Annotated in this window: 11 protein-coding genes and 1 pseudogene; 2 read left to right on the top strand and 10 right to left on the bottom strand. The window is 42.6% G+C overall.

Annotated elements, in window-relative coordinates:
• Nucleotides 1-19: 19 nt before the first annotated feature.
• The 5 genes from CWC46_RS12180 to CWC46_RS12160 all read right to left on the bottom strand — a co-directional run bounded on the left by CWC46_RS12180 (nucleotide 20) and on the right by CWC46_RS12160 (nucleotide 6657).
• Nucleotides 20-1630, bottom strand: coding sequence for a cyclic peptide export ABC transporter (locus CWC46_RS12180; protein ID WP_157831370.1), 1611 nt, complete (start codon nucleotides 1628-1630; stop codon nucleotides 20-22).
• A gap of 55 nt (nucleotides 1631-1685) precedes the next feature.
• Nucleotides 1686-3956 (bottom strand): penicillin acylase family protein, encoded by a 2271-nt coding sequence (locus CWC46_RS12175; RefSeq protein WP_157831369.1) that lies wholly within the window; start codon nucleotides 3954-3956, stop codon nucleotides 1686-1688.
• Nucleotides 3957-4167: 211 nt separating this feature from the next.
• Nucleotides 4168-5181 carry a 2,3-diaminopropionate biosynthesis protein SbnB gene (gene sbnB / locus CWC46_RS12170; RefSeq protein ID WP_021016296.1) on the bottom strand — a complete coding sequence of 338 codons (1014 nt, stop codon included), beginning with the start codon at nucleotides 5179-5181 and terminating at the stop codon, nucleotides 4168-4170.
• Entirely contained in the window at nucleotides 5178-6170 is a 993-nt protein-coding gene (gene sbnA, locus CWC46_RS12165) for a 2,3-diaminopropionate biosynthesis protein SbnA (RefSeq protein ID WP_021016297.1), read from the bottom strand. The genes sbnB and sbnA overlap by 4 nt, the downstream gene beginning before the upstream one ends.
• Entirely contained in the window at nucleotides 6151-6657 is a 507-nt protein-coding gene (locus tag CWC46_RS12160) for a GNAT family N-acetyltransferase (protein WP_021016298.1), read from the bottom strand. Before CWC46_RS12160 ends, sbnA begins: the two co-directional genes overlap by 20 nt.
• A gap of 333 nt (nucleotides 6658-6990) precedes the next feature.
• Here CWC46_RS12160 and CWC46_RS23265 point away from each other — a divergent pair.
• Nucleotides 6991-7381 (top strand): annotated as a pseudogene (locus CWC46_RS23265) (transposase); the annotation flags it as partial.
• A gap of 132 nt (nucleotides 7382-7513) precedes the next feature.
• On the opposite strand, the gene CWC46_RS12150 reads toward CWC46_RS23265, so the two are convergent.
• The 5 genes from CWC46_RS12150 to licT all read right to left on the bottom strand — a co-directional run bounded on the left by CWC46_RS12150 (nucleotide 7514) and on the right by licT (nucleotide 15107).
• Nucleotides 7514-8698, bottom strand: coding sequence for an alpha/beta hydrolase (locus CWC46_RS12150; RefSeq protein WP_021016300.1), 1185 nt, complete (start codon nucleotides 8696-8698; stop codon nucleotides 7514-7516).
• A gap of 185 nt (nucleotides 8699-8883) precedes the next feature.
• Nucleotides 8884-10491, bottom strand: a complete 1608-nt coding sequence (locus CWC46_RS12145) for a carbohydrate porin (RefSeq protein ID WP_021016301.1) — start codon at nucleotides 10489-10491, stop codon at nucleotides 8884-8886.
• 145 nt (nucleotides 10492-10636) lie between these two features.
• Entirely contained in the window at nucleotides 10637-12034 is a 1398-nt protein-coding gene (locus CWC46_RS12140; RefSeq protein WP_021016302.1) for a glycoside hydrolase family 1 protein, read from the bottom strand.
• Nucleotides 12034-13983, bottom strand: coding sequence for a PTS beta-glucoside transporter subunit IIABC (gene bglF, locus CWC46_RS12135; protein WP_021016303.1), 1950 nt, complete (start codon nucleotides 13981-13983; stop codon nucleotides 12034-12036). Before bglF ends, CWC46_RS12140 begins: the two co-directional genes overlap by 1 nt.
• Before the next feature lie 278 nt (nucleotides 13984-14261).
• Nucleotides 14262-15107, bottom strand: a complete 846-nt coding sequence (gene licT / locus CWC46_RS12130) for a BglG family transcription antiterminator LicT (RefSeq protein ID WP_021016304.1) — start codon at nucleotides 15105-15107, stop codon at nucleotides 14262-14264.
• Between the two features lie 625 nt (nucleotides 15108-15732).
• Between licT and pykF the strand changes: the two genes are divergently transcribed.
• Nucleotides 15733-17145 carry a pyruvate kinase PykF gene (gene pykF / locus CWC46_RS12125; protein ID WP_021016305.1) on the top strand — a complete coding sequence of 471 codons (1413 nt, stop codon included), beginning with the start codon at nucleotides 15733-15735 and terminating at the stop codon, nucleotides 17143-17145.
• The last annotated feature ends 39 nt before the right edge of the window (nucleotides 17146-17184 follow it).

The following is a 17184-nucleotide window of genomic DNA, read 5'->3' as shown; positions in this document are numbered from 1 at the left end:
TATGTTATTAATGAACTCACTATCTCAGCGTCGTCATCATTCCAGAGTCCATTTTAAAAACACGGTCTGCCAGATGGAAATAGTGATCATCATGGGTAATGACGACAACCGTTTTTCCGCGCGATTTCATCTCCGGCAGAATCTTCTCATAAAATATGCGTTTAAATTCTGGGTCCTGATCGGCGGCCCATTCATCGAAAAGATAAATATCCTTGTTATCGAGCAACACCGTGAGTAATGCCAGTCGTTTTCTCTGGCCATCTGAGAGAAATGTCGTAGAAAATATGCCTGACTCAATTTTGACTTTATGAGAAAGTCCCAGACTTTTCAAATAACCTTTGATTTCAAGACCACTATTTTCAGAGGCAATCAGCAGTGAATCAAAAAGATGATAGTCAGAGTAAATACAACTGATATGCTGTCTGACTGCATCACGATTCATATCATCAACATTCTGCCCATCCACCTTGATCAGACCGTGACTGGGCAGATAGTGCTGGGTAATCAGTTTCGCCAGAGTAGACTTACCGCACCCATTGCCGCCGACGATATAAACCAGCTCTCCGCGTTGCAGGGTGAAACTGATCGGTCCGACGGTAAATATTGTATCCTTGTCTTCCGACACATATTCATATACCACATCGTTGAATGTCATTTCCCGCCAAGGCACCAGCGTTTCGCCGCCACTGATCGTTGACTCAGCAGGCATGATGCTGATGATTTCCGTTATCTTCTTCATGGAAATAGCAGCCAGAGTGACATTGTGAATATTATTGATAATGACACTGATGGGGGCAGTGATATACAGCAATGTCATTATTACAGCGATCAATTCCTGACTGGTGATCGCATGATAATTACCAAATACAAACATGGTAAAACCAATGACAAAGAAACTGAGTAAATCGCCATAGTTCACCGCAATCGCCAGTATAGTTTGTCCCTTCTTTTCATTACTGGCAATATTATCCTCAACAGCATTTAATATATTTTGATGGAAATAATAGCGTTTGGCACGATCAAGCTTCAACTCCTTAGCACCTCTGACCAACGAAATATTCAGATTACGCAACTCATCGACCTTATTGCGTGTTTTTACCAGATAATATCTGGAAAAATAAATGGGTATCTGATAAGTCAACACACCAAACACTATTGCTTTAATAATAAAAAAGAATATTTCATTGTTGACAACATACAGATATAACATCATACCTGTCACTGTCACCATGCTAATAATGATTGTTGGAATTATCTTTGCGCCCTGAATAACCTGCATCACATCGGTAGTTAAAATGGCCGTAATTCTTGCCAATCCGAGCCGTTCAAGATCGACAATGCTTAACAGGCTTATCTTCTGATAAATATCCTTGCGCAGCTTTCTGGCAAAATCAATTCCAACATGGATAAGCAAAATTTCCGACATCGAAGTAAAACAAAGGATCAATATAATCGAAATAGAAAATAGTAATGCGAGACGATAGTTAGAAATGGTTACCCCTAATATGGAGATCGTCTTTTCACCAGCAATACTGAGCGCCATCGGCAAAGAGTTCAATCCGCTCAATGTCAGTGGAATCAATAATGCATATATCGCTCCGGCTAGCGCGCCCAAAAAAACTGATAGCAAAACCCGATTCGGAGCACTATGACTGAAATTCCTGAATAATCCCACAGCCAGCTCCTTATTGATTCACGCTACTATCGAAATCGCTCATGATTTCAAAGAATATGAATGTATTGAACGGCTTCACCATATCTCGGTAATGTTCGCTCATGATATTGCCGGATTGCCCCGTCGAATTGATATATTGCGTTCTACTTTTTCCCGGCCTGACGTCGATAATCATTCTGAAGCTGGCACCCAGTTCCTGAGAATAGCCTTTCGACAAGTCAAAATTCATATCAGCAACATTGATTGCATTCGGAGAACCACCATTTTCTATTCGGGTACTGAAAATATTGTCAAGAAACCGTACTCCGCTAAACAGGCTATGCGCATAATAGCTGGAGTGCAGACTGCCCCATTGCCAGCTATCCATATTATCACCTCGCATTCTGCCCAGTTCATCGAGCGCCTGATCGAGAGATTTTTCTAGTACATCCTGACAATTATGCCATGACACCTGGCGGCCAAACGTCTGGCAGGTGCCATGGTCGCGATTGATGATTTTCACCAACGATGACAGCGGGATGTAGGTGCCCAGCTTGCCCATCATTGTGTTCTTTTCATCTTCGCCCCAGGATTTGGGCAGCGAATCCACGACCATATCAATCCGCAAGTGCCGGGCCCAACTGACAATAAGGGTGGCGGCAACACTCTCCTTGGTCATATCGCCATTCCATTCGACTAATCTGTTGATCGCCATCTGCTGACGTTCACTTGTCGGACGAGTTTTCTTCACCACCGCCTGGCGAAATGCCTCAATATTCTGGTCGTGTGTATCCCGTTGAATGGCCATCATGTCCTCGTTCGTTACCTTATTTCCCGATTTGGCGATCCGGTTACCGAGCAGTTCGATGATTCTTTCTTTGCGTGTCGGCAGCGCCCAGTCATGAGAAATAAAATGCGGATATGTCAGATTGCTGACCTCGTTGTTAGCGGAAACAATAAATCCCGAGTCTGGATTCCAGCTCACAGGCAGCTCGTTAAACGGAATATAGCCTTTCCAATCATTACGGCTGTTTTCGCCCGGCAGCGGCAGTTCGCCATTACCATATCCCCGAACCGGAATAGCCCCGGCACTTAACATACCAATGTTGTTTTGGGTGTCGGCATAAAGGAGATTGAGCGCAGGAGCCACCAACCATCGAACCGCCGATTGAAACGACGGCCAGTCATGGGCATAGTTGATCCTCATGAACGCCATATAGCTGGTGTCATCGGGATCCAGAGCCGACCATTTCAACGACAGCGTCTGGTGAATATTAGGAAACAGAGCATTCACTACCGGACCGTGGCGTGTTTCCTTCACATTTAACGTAATATCCTTGAGGGGTGGATAGAACACATCAGGAATACCACTGCGGACCCGGATGCTCTCTGTCCTTTGCGTAAAAGGCAACCATTTATTATCTTCCTTATACTGGGAAGGCTCACCCGGTTTGACGGTTTCAACATACAGATCTTCCACATCCGCCGTAAGCGCTGTGCCGCCCCAGGCAATATGTCTGTTGCTGCCGAAAATAACCAGTGGGACCCCTATCAGACTCATGCCCTGAGCATGTAACCGAGATCCATTCTGTGATACCACATACCACGGCGAAGGCTGCTGCAATTTTAGATGCGGGTCGTTCGACATCAGCGGATACCCCGTCACGGTATGCGTGCCCGATACCACCCAGGCATTACTGCCAACCCCCATTCCTCCCGTACTAAAATACGGCAGTTGTTGCCGGATAGCGTCAACACGCTGCATCGCGGTCCCCCTTGCAAGCGCAAGGTTGGCAGCACTGTCAGGCGGAGCGGAAACGTAGGTCGGGAAAAGTAGCATAACCTGTTCGTGGGTCAGGCTTTCCGTGGCAACATCGTACTGTATCTCCTTGAACATGTTGCCACCCAGGTCTAGGGCAAACATTTTGACCCATGCCAGAGAATCAATTGGCGTCCAGTTTTCCGGCTCAACCCCCAGCAAGATAAATTCCGGGGGCAAGGTTCGCTGCTGCTTGATAGCTTGATTGACGCCTGCCGCATAGGCAACTAGCGAATTCTGAGCCGGTCGGTCCAGCCGCGTCCATGCCTGCTGGGCTGCACGATAGATGCCCAGCGTTCTGGTGAAAATATCACTTTTCACCCCTTTCTCGCCAAGCATCTCACTTAATCTTCCCTGAACAATCCGCTGCTGTAATGTCAGTTGCCACAAGCGGTCCTGCGCCTGAACATAACCCATGGCAAAATAGATGCTATTGTCATCATCAGATGAAAGATAGACCACGCCATTATGATCTCTTTTCACTACGACATTATTATAGCCCGGCCCTGTCAGCGTAAAATTTTCGACAACAGGCAGACTGCGAAGCAAATAAATATAACTAACAAGACAAACAGCGATAACCGGAAATAACATAAAGACTACAATTCGAAGCAATATAGGACTGCTCTTCATATTTCTCTCAAGTAATAATGGCGATTAAACTTTCCAAATTAACTCGCGGTAAACAGTAAATCTATCGTGTCATATCTGGGAAAAAACCAGGAATAGAATAGCACCGCCCTTCTTTTTCTGCCCGTTGATGCAAATAAGCTGCAACGGCTAAATCCAGTACCCCGAGACCGAAGGGTGAAAATACTATCGGTCTATTTTCTCGCAATTGGAATCGCCGATTAATTAATCCTGCCAGTGTACCATCAACAAAATCCCGCCCACCGCTGATCTGTTCCGCCAAATGTGGTGATGTATTGGCCTTCATGCAATGCTCTATATCATCGAAGATATTGGCTGAACGCAAAATAATCTCAGGACCGATATCCCTTAGAGAGATATTTAATACTATCTGATTTTTCTTTATTGCATCAGGAGCGGTAACATATGGCGTGCCAGCGTTAGTGGCAAATACAATAATGTCGGCTTCACCAATGGCGACCGTAAGATTGTCTGCCACTGTTGTCTGATATCCATGTGTACTATTGACATAACGTGAAAAATTTTCAGCATCCTGAGAGTTTATATCGTGAGCAACAACCAGATCGATATTCCAGTTTTCAGCTCGGAAAAAATCGGCGATCTTTCTGGCGATGACGCCGGTACCAATAAAAGCCACCTTGCTAGCAACCTTTCGATTATTTGTCAGCGTATTGGCCGCAAGTACTGCGGATGCCGCAGTGCGAAACGCGCTGATTTGCGATGCCTCCAGCAATGCAGAAGGATATCCAGTCTCATAATCATTTAAAACAATTGTTGCAGAAGCACGCTGTAAATTTTTTTCCAGATTTCTGGGGTAGCTGGCAATCCATTTTATTCCCGCAACCGATTTAGCCCCTTTTATTGCCGACGGCAGTGCAATGATTCTCGCTTCAGGTTTATCATTAAAACGTAAGAAATAGCTATCGGGATTATTTGTGACTCCTTCTTCATGGAGTAAATACGTTTCCCGCACAATGTGCATAATTTCACAATAAGAATTCGCAAGAAATTCGGCAATCGTTTCGCCTGATACAACATCAAATTTCAAATTATTCATTCGGCAATTGCTCCAGAAAAGGAATCACAACTGGATAACTCGTTTAGTTGCAATAAGCCTTTTTGTCGACACCACTCGTCGGAATAGATGGTATCGATATAGCGCTCTCCGCCATCCGGGCTAATCATGGCGACCACTGAACCGGTGGGAATTTTATGACTATAGTGCTGAATGGCAGTCAGCACGGTCCCTGTTGAACCTCCGGCAAGAAAACCGTAGCGCTGTGCGACCATCCGGCAGGTCTGCACCGTATCCATTTCTGACACTTGTACCATGTCGAACAGATTCTTACTGTCAAATAATGGCGGAGGGACACTGGCTCCCATACCGGGAATATAGCGCGGTGCTGGCGGCGTACCAAAAATGACCGACCCTTCAGTATCAACAGCAATAATTTTTGTTGCTGGTGATTCTTCAGTAATAGTTTGGACACATCCCATCAATGTACCCGTCGTTCCTGCTGCGACAAAAAGGTAGTCAATAACAGGAAATTCATTCAGTAATTCTCTGGCCGTCAATCTTGCATGGGCTTCGCTATTATCGGGACATTCATATTGATTAGTCCATACCAAATTATTATCTGACATCAATGTTTTCCTGATATAGTTGAGTCGACTACCGAGATAGCCTTTTTCTGGATCAGGTTTTTCGATGACAATCACTTCAGCACCATATGCCTTCATGACCTTGATAGTATGAGGCAACGTATTTTTATCGGCAACACACGTGAATTTATATTTTCTTGCTGCACAGATGATGCTTAATGCGATTCCCAGATTTCCTGAGCTAGATTCAATAACATGTTTTTTCTCTTTTAATCCAGCGTTTTTTTCTGCTGCATCGACTAAAGCTATAGCAGTTTTTATTTTTATTGAACCACCCTGATTCATATTTTCTATTTTTATATAGACGCTGTTGTTTTTTATGAAATCGTTAAATTTTAAAAAAATATTTCCATTATTAATACTCTCACTTGTTTGATATATCATTCTCTCCAACCTTTAAGGTTATCCTGCGGACCATATTTATGCCGGTAATATCAAAACCTATTTTTTTGTATAAACCAATTGCTGCCTGATTTTCAGGCTCAACACGTAGTTTTATCATCGTCACATTGGAACGTCCGATCATTGATATCAAATCATTCATAGCTTCATAGCCGATTTTTTTATTACGATATTCATGAAGAATATAGAAATCCATAATAAATACTGACTGTTCTTTTGGGAAATAAAGAAGCCATATATAACCAACATGATAGGATTTATCATTTAGCATTTTGTTAATGTGTAAAAGAGAGTTGTTTTTCTCAGCTCGATTATCAGGAAACGAAGAATTAAATACATCAATAGCTTTTTTATGTGCTTCAGACTGACTGAGATGATGATTTTTGATTAAATCATTCTCATATTCTTCAACGAAGATATTACAATAAGCACCAATATCATTTCCAGTGCATTCTGTCAGAATTGACATACTGCCACCTCTTCCTGAGTTCAAGGATAACTACTACTTTCCCGGTAAAATCAAATGCGCTGCATGCACAAAAACATTAGCAGGTCTAAAGCATTTATTCTATATTCATTTTCACTGAAAACATAAAATTTCATAAAACAAATCAATAATAATATTTAATTTCCCCAAGCATAGAGAGCAAAAAAAAATCAGAGTATTTAGCTAAAAATAAATAAAAAAATGATTTTTTATGTCAACGCCCATTAAGTAAGAAAAAATTATAGATAAAATGTGTTTTTTTGTTAACGTTAAAAACTGTAATTTAAACTGTATAATTGCTTGTTTTTATTATATTTGTCCTGGCAACGAAGACAGTCACACTATGAACGAAAGAAACTCAAGGCGCTCACCGCCGAGCGGGTCAAAGACATTAAAACAGAAGACGACCTCAACCAGTTTTCACGCCTACCAACCATGGCAGGCATGAGAGAAATGCCTCGAAAAAAGGCTCAAAATACGCATAACGGTTACTCGTCTAACACTCTGCTCAGCAGAGCCCCGTGGCTGTGAAGACACCACTGAACCGCAACTGATAAAGAAAAATCAAACACGTATCACAGAAATGAACAGCCAGGTTTTGTCTCTGTATGCCAAAAGCATGATCACGAGTGAGATTATCCCCACGTTCAAAGAGATGTACGACACCGATGGGTCATCTACTCTAATTTTCATTGTTACCATCGCGGCCCCGAAAGTGACAGCCATTAATAAAATATCGGCTATTGCATAACGTAAACCCATAGTGATTCCATTATTCATTATGAATCCCGCTGTTTACTTATTGGGGCCGCATTAATTATGTGTTGGTAATCAAATATTATTTAAATATTTTCTGAACAAATGTTATATAAGCCGGTCGCCAGACATCCATTTCATGCCCCAGATTGGGATAAACGGTGTAATCAAACTTTACCCCTTTCTGCTCCAATTCCTTTTTCAAACCAGCGATATCCTTCCCGGTGACACTATCCTTACTACCCACCACTACAGTGAAATTACGTAATTGCTGATTAACTTGCTGCGCTTTCGCCAGTTGTGCAGAGACTTTAGCATTAGGAACGGTGGTCGTGCTTACACCACTGAAGGTAGCCAGCCAGCCAAAATAATCAATGTGGCTCATGCCAGATACCAGCGTCTGATATCCCCCTTGAGATAAACCTGCCAGCGCTCGACCATCGGCATCATGACGAACATTAAACCGTTGGCTGATCAGGGGAATAATGTCATGCATCAGTTCATTGTCCGCAGCTGCTGCATTGCGAGGATAGAAAACCTTTCGTCTGTCCTGCGGCACGAAATCTTCTGGTATTGCGTTGGCTGCATCCGTTTCAGTATCCGGAATCACAACCAGCATTGGCACTATTTTTTTCTCTGCCAGCAAGTTATCCATAATTTGGGGGACGCGCCCCTGGGCAACCGCCGAATCTCCGGTATCACCAAAGCCGTGATAAAAATAGAGTACCGGCAGTGGTTTACCTGAATCGCTATATCCTGGTGGCGTCCAGACATACATCTGACGTTCTGATTTCAACGCCGATGAATGATAGGTAATGATTCGCAAATCACCATGAGGTACCTGTCGGGTATCCAATATACTGCCAGGAACCAGAATCATGCTGGTATTCACCTGTCGCTGTGGTTTGGGTGTGGACGACCCGGTGTCAATACTACGGAAACCATCAACATTGAAAAAATATTCGTACAAATCAGGGGACTGTGGTGCCGTACGGAAAGACCACACACCCAATTCATCCTTGACCATGGGATGAATTGCCCAGGATTCTGGTGTAGCGCCGGTAATTACGCTGACCGTTTTCGCCGTAGGTGCAAATAGCCGGAATGTGATGCTTTTATCCGCATTTACTTGTGACAGATAGCGCGTCGAAACCACATCAGAGCGCGGGAACGCCGGTATCCCCTTTGGAAACGCGTTGGCACTCAATGGAGAAAACAGACACAAGCTGGATATCAGCAGATACAAACTATTTTTTGTCATTTTCATTAAATCAACCCTCATATTTTTCATACTATGCCCAACAGATTTCGAGTCGCAGAAAGCAGAAAACATAATAATTACAATAAATTTACCCAGATAAGTGATTCAATGGAGTAAACGAAGGCAATGTATCTGCAACTTGAAAAATAACTGATATACATAAGTAGCAAATACTATTAATTAAACAGCGACTACCACCACACTTCCGCTTGAATACCTACAGTAAATTGGTCTTTTTTTGTATCTGGAAATGTAAATGCATCCAGTTCATTATCCAGCACTCTTAAATACGTGCCATAGAAACGGATTTCTGGTCGTGAACTAAGCATGCTGGTATCGACTTTAATTGTGTGAAACAAGGTGGCTTTATAACCAGATTCAGTGAATTTTGTGCCAGTTTGATTTTTATTGGTCTGGGTAAAATAACCAGCCTCCACACCGGTCTGATTATAATCATCCCAAATATAGGCAGGTCTTAATACTGCACGAATGCTTTCAAAGTCTGTGTGTGCCCCAGTATCATAGCTATAAACATCATTGCCATTGGTATAAACCAATGCATTAGCCATAATAACATTATCACGCAAGTACATTTCTCCCTGAGAAATCAACCGTACCGCCGTGCCACCAGTATGTTCACCATAATAGTTTCCATTTACCGCGACAAAGGGGCTTGAACCAGCATAACGCGCTAAACTACTGGCAATAGAATTATTGGCCATCTGGGCCGTGAACTCGTTAAATCCCTTATGTGGAAGGGTTTGTCGTAATATAGCGCCTCCCAGCCACGCATTTTTTAATGAGTAATAAGTGCCATTTTCCTCACTGCTTTTCTGACTGTCATTTTTATTCGCCATGGCATATTTTCCTAATACCATCAGCTTCGCGCCATCCCATAACGGAATATCTTTATAACGCATTTCCACCGCATTGGTATTCAGTTGTTGATATGCAGTAAGACTTCGATTGTAAACATTAACATCCTCACGCGTTAGTGCGATATCAAATGAACCTACACCTGCCTTAATATTCTCTATCCCCACGCCGGCAGAAGAGTCGGTTCTATTACTTTTCCAGTCAAGCATCTGAATTTCATAAACTGGTAGAGCATGTTTACCTACCCAAAAATCAGCTTCTGGTGCAAAAGGTAAAAAACCTTTAGTTGTTAAATAAATATCCGAAAATTGAAGTTTATTACTATTCGTACTGCTATCACCAAACCATCCGCTTGAATATTGCTCATCGACGTTACCATCCAGCTTGATCACTGCGTGTGCCGTTTTCCCATCTTTATTAAACACTCGCTGGTTTAATATCAAATCATACCAACTGGTATTTTCATTACCAAACCTACCAAGCGATCCTATTGCCCAGGATTTCGGTGAGCCTTGTGATCCAGTGGCCCATCCTGAACGGAAATAACCTGAGTAGGTGAATCCGATATCGTCTTTGACATACTGACTTAACTCATGCAGTGTCATGGCTGATGTGGTCTCTTTTGCAGAAACAGCCGATGACATAGGCGCAGATAGCGTATCACCCATTTTAGTTGTCAACGCAGAGGTTGAATTAGTGACATTCTTCTTTTTACTGTTGTGTATCTTATTTTCCTTAACTAACACAATATCGTTATTTCCCTTCTCTTGATCCTTATAGTGTTGTAATTCCAGCTTTGTTTCCTGTAAATCTTTCTCCAATGCAGCCAATCGTTGTTCAATGGTAAGCGGTGCTGCGATAGTAGGAAATGCCACTGGATATAATACGCACATAATAACAAAACAACTGGTTTTTAATTTCATATAATTATCCCTGTTAAGTGTTCGATGAAGAAAATCAAAAAAAATAGAAAAGTTGTATGTTACAAGCGTATTTAGCCCTCTAGCCTAAATATGCCAGATAAAATACAATTCTGCGGATAAGTTATATCCGCAGGAAAAGACTAAGTTAACGGATTAATGCACTACCATTACTGGCGATAATCGATTTGTACCAGAAAAAACTTTTCTTTCTATATCGCGTTAGACTTCCATTACCCGCATCATCTCGATCCACATAAATAAATCCGTATCGTTTTGACATCTCTGCTTTTGATGCACTGACCAAGTCAATCGGTCCCCAGCAGGTATAACCTAATACCTCGACACCATCATCAATCGCCTCACCAACCTGGACCAAATGATCATTCAAATACTGAATGCGATAATCATCGTTAATCGAACCATCATTTTCTTGTTTATCTTTAGCTCCCAGCCCATTTTCAACAATAAACAATGGTTTCTGATATCGGTCATAAAGGAAATTTAATAGGTATCGTAATCCTTCCGGATCAATTTGCCACCCCCATTCTGAACTTTTCAAATGTGGATTTGGCACCATATTCAATATATTGCCACGCGCTTTTTGACGATAATCTTTATCGGTCGTGACACAGCCGGTCATATAATAACTAAAAGAAATAAAATCGACTGTTTCTTTTAATGCTTGCCGATCTTCTTGTGTTATATTCAACGTAATACCAGCTTGCCTAAAGAATCGAGTCATATACGCCGGATAAGCACCTCGTGCCTGTACATCACCAAAAAATAACCATTCTCGGTTTTGTTGCAGACTTTCCATTACATCTGCTGGCTTACAGGTCAAAGGGTAAAGCATGGCCCCGAGTAACATATTACCGATTTTGGCATCCGGAATAATTTCATGGCAGGCCTTAACTGCTTTTGCACTGGCAACCAATTGATGATGAATTGCCTGATAAATATCTGGTTTACTACTCTCTGGAGGCAAGCCAACACCGGTAAAGGGTGCATGCAGCGCCACGTTGATTTCATTAAACGTAAGCCAGAATTTCACTTTATCTTTATAGCGTGAAAATACCGTTCTGGCATAACGTTCAAAAAAGGAAATTGTTTTACGGTTACCCCAACCACCATAATTTTTGACCAAACCATATGGCATCTCATAATGAGATAGTGTCACTAAAGGCTGAATATCATATTTCGCCATTTCATCGAATAATCGATCATAAAATGCCAGGCCAACTTCATTGGGTGTTTCTTCATCTCCCTGAGGAAAAATACGCGTCCAGGCAATCGATGTGCGCAAACATTTAAATCCCATTTCGGCAAATAACGCAATATCTTCCGGATAGCGGTGATAAAAATCGATAGCGACATCTTTTATTCCACTGTCCCCAAGCTGGCGCTCAATGATTTCGCCAAATATACCCTGAGGCTGTACATCAGATGTCGACAACCCTTTTCCGTCGATTAAATATGCACCTTCAACCTGATTGGCAGCAACGGCTCCGCCCCACAAGAATGTTTCTGGAAAATGATGGCTCATTATTTATGTTCCTCCCTTGGATTGATCTGAATATCGTTTTCTTGGCGAACCAATACTAATAATGGTATTTTCGCGGTAATGTCACCGCTAGCGACAGGCAAGACGTCAATATAATCAGCGCTATTGGTAATAATAATGGGCGTTGTGGTGTCATAACCAGCCTGTTCAATAGCCAGGCAGTCAAATTCCAGCAACAGATCCCCCTGTTTTACTACGTCACCAATACTGACATGCGGCGTAAAATATTTTCCGTCCAGCTTCACCGTATCCACACCAACATGAATTAAAACCTCTGCCCCCTCATCAGTGGACAAGCCAATGGCATGATGGGTTTTGAAAAATGATGCAACAGTACCGTTCACTGGTGAAAACAACTGTCCTTCCGTTGGTTTAATGGCAATGCCCTTTCCCATCAGACCGCTGGCAAAAGTACGATCACTGAGTTGATCCAGCGGCAGCACCTTACCTTGTATCGGACTCATGATCGTTTGCCTGCGTCCATCGCCTGTCACAAATGACGCTGAAGATGATTGAACAGATTCAATAGCGGTAGCCGCCGTTTCAGGTTGTGCTGTTTTTATGCCAAATAACCAGGTAGCAAGAGCGGCGAACACAAAAGCGACGATTGTACCAATAATGGCGGCCCATACGCTGCTATCAATCCCTGATGGCGGAATAATTTGGGTAAAAGTAAAGATGCTAGGGAATCCAAAGGAATAAATAGTGGAATGGAAATAACCCATAATTCCTGCGCCGATGGCTCCGCCAATACATCCGAAGATGAAAGGGCGACGTAATGGCAATGTGACACCATAAATCGCAGGTTCAGTGATACCAAAAATGGCTGCAGAAAGTGCCGATCCCGAAATGCCTTTTAGTTTCATATCGCGGGTGCGTAGTAATACCCCTAATGTTGCGCCTGCCTGGCCTAATACTGCCGGGGTAAGTAATGGTAATAATGTATCATGTCCCATTACACTGAGATTATTTAGCATAATGGGGATAAACCCCCAATGCAGCCCGAAGATTACACATACCTGCCAGATAGCACCCATGAATACCCCAGCCAATAATGAGTTAAAGCCATAAAGTAACTGATAGCCACTAGCCAGCATTTGACTCAACCAGGTTGCCGTAGGCCCAATCAATAAAAATGTTAAAGGGACAGTAATCATTACACAAAGCAACGGTGTGAAAAAATTACGAATATTGACATGTAGAGATGCATTAAGTGGTTTTTCCAGTTTACAGGAAACCCAACTGGCAAAAATAATTGGAATAACTGATGAACTGTAATTAATGAAGGTGATTGGTATCCCCAAAAAATGAAGTGATTGATATCCTGCTGTTTGCATAGCATTAAAGGCAGCGATCATTGAAGGATGTACCAATGTTCCACCAATTACCATGGAGACAAATGGATTACCACCAAATTTCTTACCGGCCGTATATCCCAAAATAATGGGGAAAAAATAGAATAAGGCATCACTGGAAGCAAATAATATTTTATACGTACCACTCTTATCTGACATCCATCCCAATGCTAGACTGAGTGCTAAAAATCCTTTTAAAATCCCTGAGGCTGCCATTACGCCAATAAATGGGGTAAAAATACCAGAAATGACATCAATCAACCGGGAAAGGATATTCTCCTTTGTCGTGTCATCGCCACTGCTGTCACGACTTGCATCAGATAAATTCTGAATGCCGGACATTTCGATCAAATCCTGATACACCTCATTGACATGATTCCCGATCACTACCTGAAATTGACCGCCGCTTTCCACGACCATAATGATACCGGGGTTATTCTTCAGTGCAGTAGCATTCGCCTTATTATTATCTTTTAACTTAAAACGCAGGCGTGTAGCGCAATGTAATACGCTATTGATATTACTGAGCCCTCCGACACCTTCAATTATCTCATTGGCTAACGTTTTATATTTCATTGACAATCCTTAATACTCAGTAACTTCACAGGTAAAACCGGATAGCATCAGATACCCGACACTGTTTTTGAGACAAAAAAAAACCTAAACCACCTTTTTGAATGCTATCAGCACTAAGAAAGGTGGTTTAGGTTTTGCCTGTATTCTTCAGGTGGTGAATACAGTAGCAATCCAGTTTTTACGCTTCCAATATAGACTACTTATTTTTACTTCAACAGCAAGTCTATTCTCATCAATAATCACTGATTTGTGATTTACAGCATACATTTCCACTATGTCTATTGGCTTTCCAATAATTCAGATCTGACTCTTTCAATATGAATTGTCAAAAACATTAACTCTTCTTTAGTCAGAGTGTAACAATACTGCTGAATAATATGACTCTGGATTTTCTCGGCACAGTGATATGCCTGTGAGTATTTCTCTTTTACCACATCATGCAAAGACTCATCATTGCTGAATACCGTATTGTGTCCCATTAATCTCTGCGCAAAAAACTTTAAATGGGTAACGAATCGATGGTAACTGAAAGCCTGTTCGTTATAGTCAATATTCAATTGGTATTTAACAATATTAAGAATCTCCTGCATGATTTTGGTAATCTGAATAACTTCAGGCATGTGGCTATCCAACTGAGCATTGACCAGATGCAAAGCAATAAACCCCGCCTCATCCTCTGGCAGACGGATACCAAGACGTTGTTCAATAATATCCAATGCTTCCAGGCCTACCGCGAACTCTTTCTGATAAACCCGTTTGATTTCCCACAGCAGAACATTACGTATATCAACGCCCTGCTTATGTCGTTCGATGGCAAAATTACAGTGATCAGTCAGTGAAATATAGATGCTGTTCTGTAACTGTCCCGACAATCGCGTCTTGGCCAGAGTGATGATTTTGTCAGCTGTCGTGATGACTTCCAGCGGAATGCCAGCCAGCAGTTCACTGAGACGGGAGGTCAACTCACTACTACGAAGTTCAAATACCTTTTCAACCAGTGTGTTATCTACATCATCCCCGATCTGTTTTTTGAAACCTAGCCCTCGCCCCATCACCACCTGCTCACTATGATGTTCATCTATAACGGTGACGACATTATTGTTAAGTATTTTGGCTATCTTCATTTTTCACGCTCTGAAAACAAAAAAACCAGATACCCGCTATGAAGCGAACATCTGGTCTTGCCTGCCGAGTGCAGTAACAATCCTGTATGTACATAAACTACCATTTGCCATCGTAGTCTCAATATCCAACACACAGAAACGTGATAGAGATCGACACAAATACAAGCATTTCACATCTTGTTCTCATTTTTATCTATCCAGTTGACCTGTTTCACACAATTAGCCAAACTGGCGATTGGTTCGTTTGCACCACAATAAGTTTTTCTCAGGCAGTTGCGCAACAAGTCTGTGTAAAAATGACAAATCGCACATTTTTTTGCGTAAACGCACTAAAATATGCGTTATCATCACCTCATCTGGCTTGTTTCTCCCCATCTAACAACTATAATACGGAACGTCGTTTCATTGAATGGTTTCAGCTAATTAACGTGCCACTATCATCAATAAAATCACTTCACATGACCGGGCAATATCCTGTCACATACTCGTTTATTCTCTCATTGCTGTCACCACCTATACTTAGCTTTCAGAATCACCGCCAACCATATCTATCCCGGTGGATTAGCACTATCAGCCGCCGGCTCACATATTTTTTATCCATCACAACTTGTAGAAACTAACCATTATGAAAAAGACCAAAATCGTTTGTACCATTGGCCCCAAAACCGAATCAGAGGAAATGCTGGGCAAGCTGCTCAATGCCGGCATGAATGTAATGCGCCTCAATTTTTCGCATGGTGATTATGCTGAACATGGCCAGCGTATTAAGAACCTACGGGCCATCACGGAAAAAACAGGTAACAAAGCCGCCATTCTACTGGATACCAAAGGTCCAGAAATCCGAACCATGAAGCTGGAGAATGGTGCCGACGTCTCTCTGACTGCCGGCCAGATTTTCACGTTCACCACCGAGCAGAGTGTTATTGGCAACAAAGACCGTGTTGCCGTGACCTATGCCGGATTTACCGAAGACCTGAAAACAGGTAATACCGTACTGGTTGATGACGGGCTTATCGGCATGGAAGTGCTCGATATCAAGGGTAATGAAGTTATCTGTAAAGTACTGAACAATGGTGATCTGGGGGAAAACAAAGGCGTCAACCTGCCAGGTGTATCTATTCAGTTACCCGCATTGGCAGAAAAGGACAAACGCGACCTGATTTTTGGCTGCGAACAAGGCGTTGATTTCGTTGCCGCATCGTTTATCCGTAAACGTTCTGATGTAGAAGAGATCCGAGCCCACCTGAAACAGCATGGTGGGGAACATATCCAGATCATTTCTAAAATCGAAAATCAGGAAGGCCTGAACAACTTTGATGAAATTCTGGAAGCGTCCGACGGTATCATGGTTGCACGTGGTGATCTCGGTGTGGAAATCCCGGTAGAAGAAGTGATTTTCGCGCAAAAAATGATGATCGAAAAATGTAACGAAACCCGTAAAGTGGTTATCACAGCAACACAAATGTTGGATTCCATGATCAAGAATCCACGCCCAACCCGTGCTGAAGCTGGCGATGTTGCCAATGCGATTATTGATGGTACAGATGCCGTGATGCTGTCTGGAGAAAGCGCCAAGGGTAAATACCCTCTGGAATCAGTGACTATCATGGCAACCATCTGTGAACGTACCGATAGAGTGATGAAGCCCCGTCTGGAAAAATTGCACAACGAGGGCAAATTGCGCATTACGGAAGCGGTATGTCGTGGTGCAGTGGAAACCGCCGAAAAACTGGAAGCGCCATTGATCGTCGTTGCCACCAACGGTGGTAAATCAGCTAAATCCGTGCGTAAATACTTTCCTAACGCCCGCATTCTAGCGCTGACAACCAATGGAATCACCGCCCGCCAATTATTGCTGAGCAAAGGCATCGAAACTATGCTGGTGAAAGAAATTGCCTCGACTGATGATTTCTATCGCATTGGGAAAGAAGCGGCTCTGAGCAGCGGCTTTGCACAACCAGGCGACGTTGTCGTGATGGTTTCTGGAGCATTGGTCCCCAGTGGCACCACCAATACCGCATCTGTGCAGCGTCTGTAAAATAAGCCGGTAATGAAAACCTATACGAAAAAGCGTCCT

This window comes from Prodigiosinella confusarubida (assembly GCF_002847015.1).
Lineage (GTDB): Bacteria > Pseudomonadota > Gammaproteobacteria > Enterobacterales > Enterobacteriaceae > Prodigiosinella > Prodigiosinella aquatilis.
This window is presented reverse-complemented; position numbering and strand designations above follow the sequence as displayed.

Bases quoted from the DNA above. Each gene is read 5' to 3' on its own strand.
- sbnB (WP_021016296.1), bottom strand. From the start codon at position 5,181: ATGAATAATTTGAAATTTGATGTTGTATCAGGCGAAACGATTGCCGAA.
- sbnA (WP_021016297.1), bottom strand. From the start codon at position 6,170: ATGATATATCAAACAAGTGAGAGTATTAATAATGGAAATATTTTTTTA.
- CWC46_RS12160 (WP_021016298.1), bottom strand. From the start codon at position 6,657: ATGTCAATTCTGACAGAATGCACTGGAAATGATATTGGTGCTTATTGT.
- CWC46_RS12150 (WP_021016300.1), bottom strand. From the start codon at position 8,698: ATGAAAATGACAAAAAATAGTTTGTATCTGCTGATATCCAGCTTGTGT.
- CWC46_RS12145 (WP_021016301.1), bottom strand. From the start codon at position 10,491: ATGAAATTAAAAACCAGTTGTTTTGTTATTATGTGCGTATTATATCCA.
- CWC46_RS12140 (WP_021016302.1), bottom strand. From the start codon at position 12,034: ATGAGCCATCATTTTCCAGAAACATTCTTGTGGGGCGGAGCCGTTGCT.
- bglF (WP_021016303.1), bottom strand. From the start codon at position 13,983: ATGAAATATAAAACGTTAGCCAATGAGATAATTGAAGGTGTCGGAGGG.
- licT (WP_021016304.1), bottom strand. From the start codon at position 15,107: ATGAAGATAGCCAAAATACTTAACAATAATGTCGTCACCGTTATAGAT.
- pykF (WP_021016305.1), top strand. From the start codon at position 15,733: ATGAAAAAGACCAAAATCGTTTGTACCATTGGCCCCAAAACCGAATCA.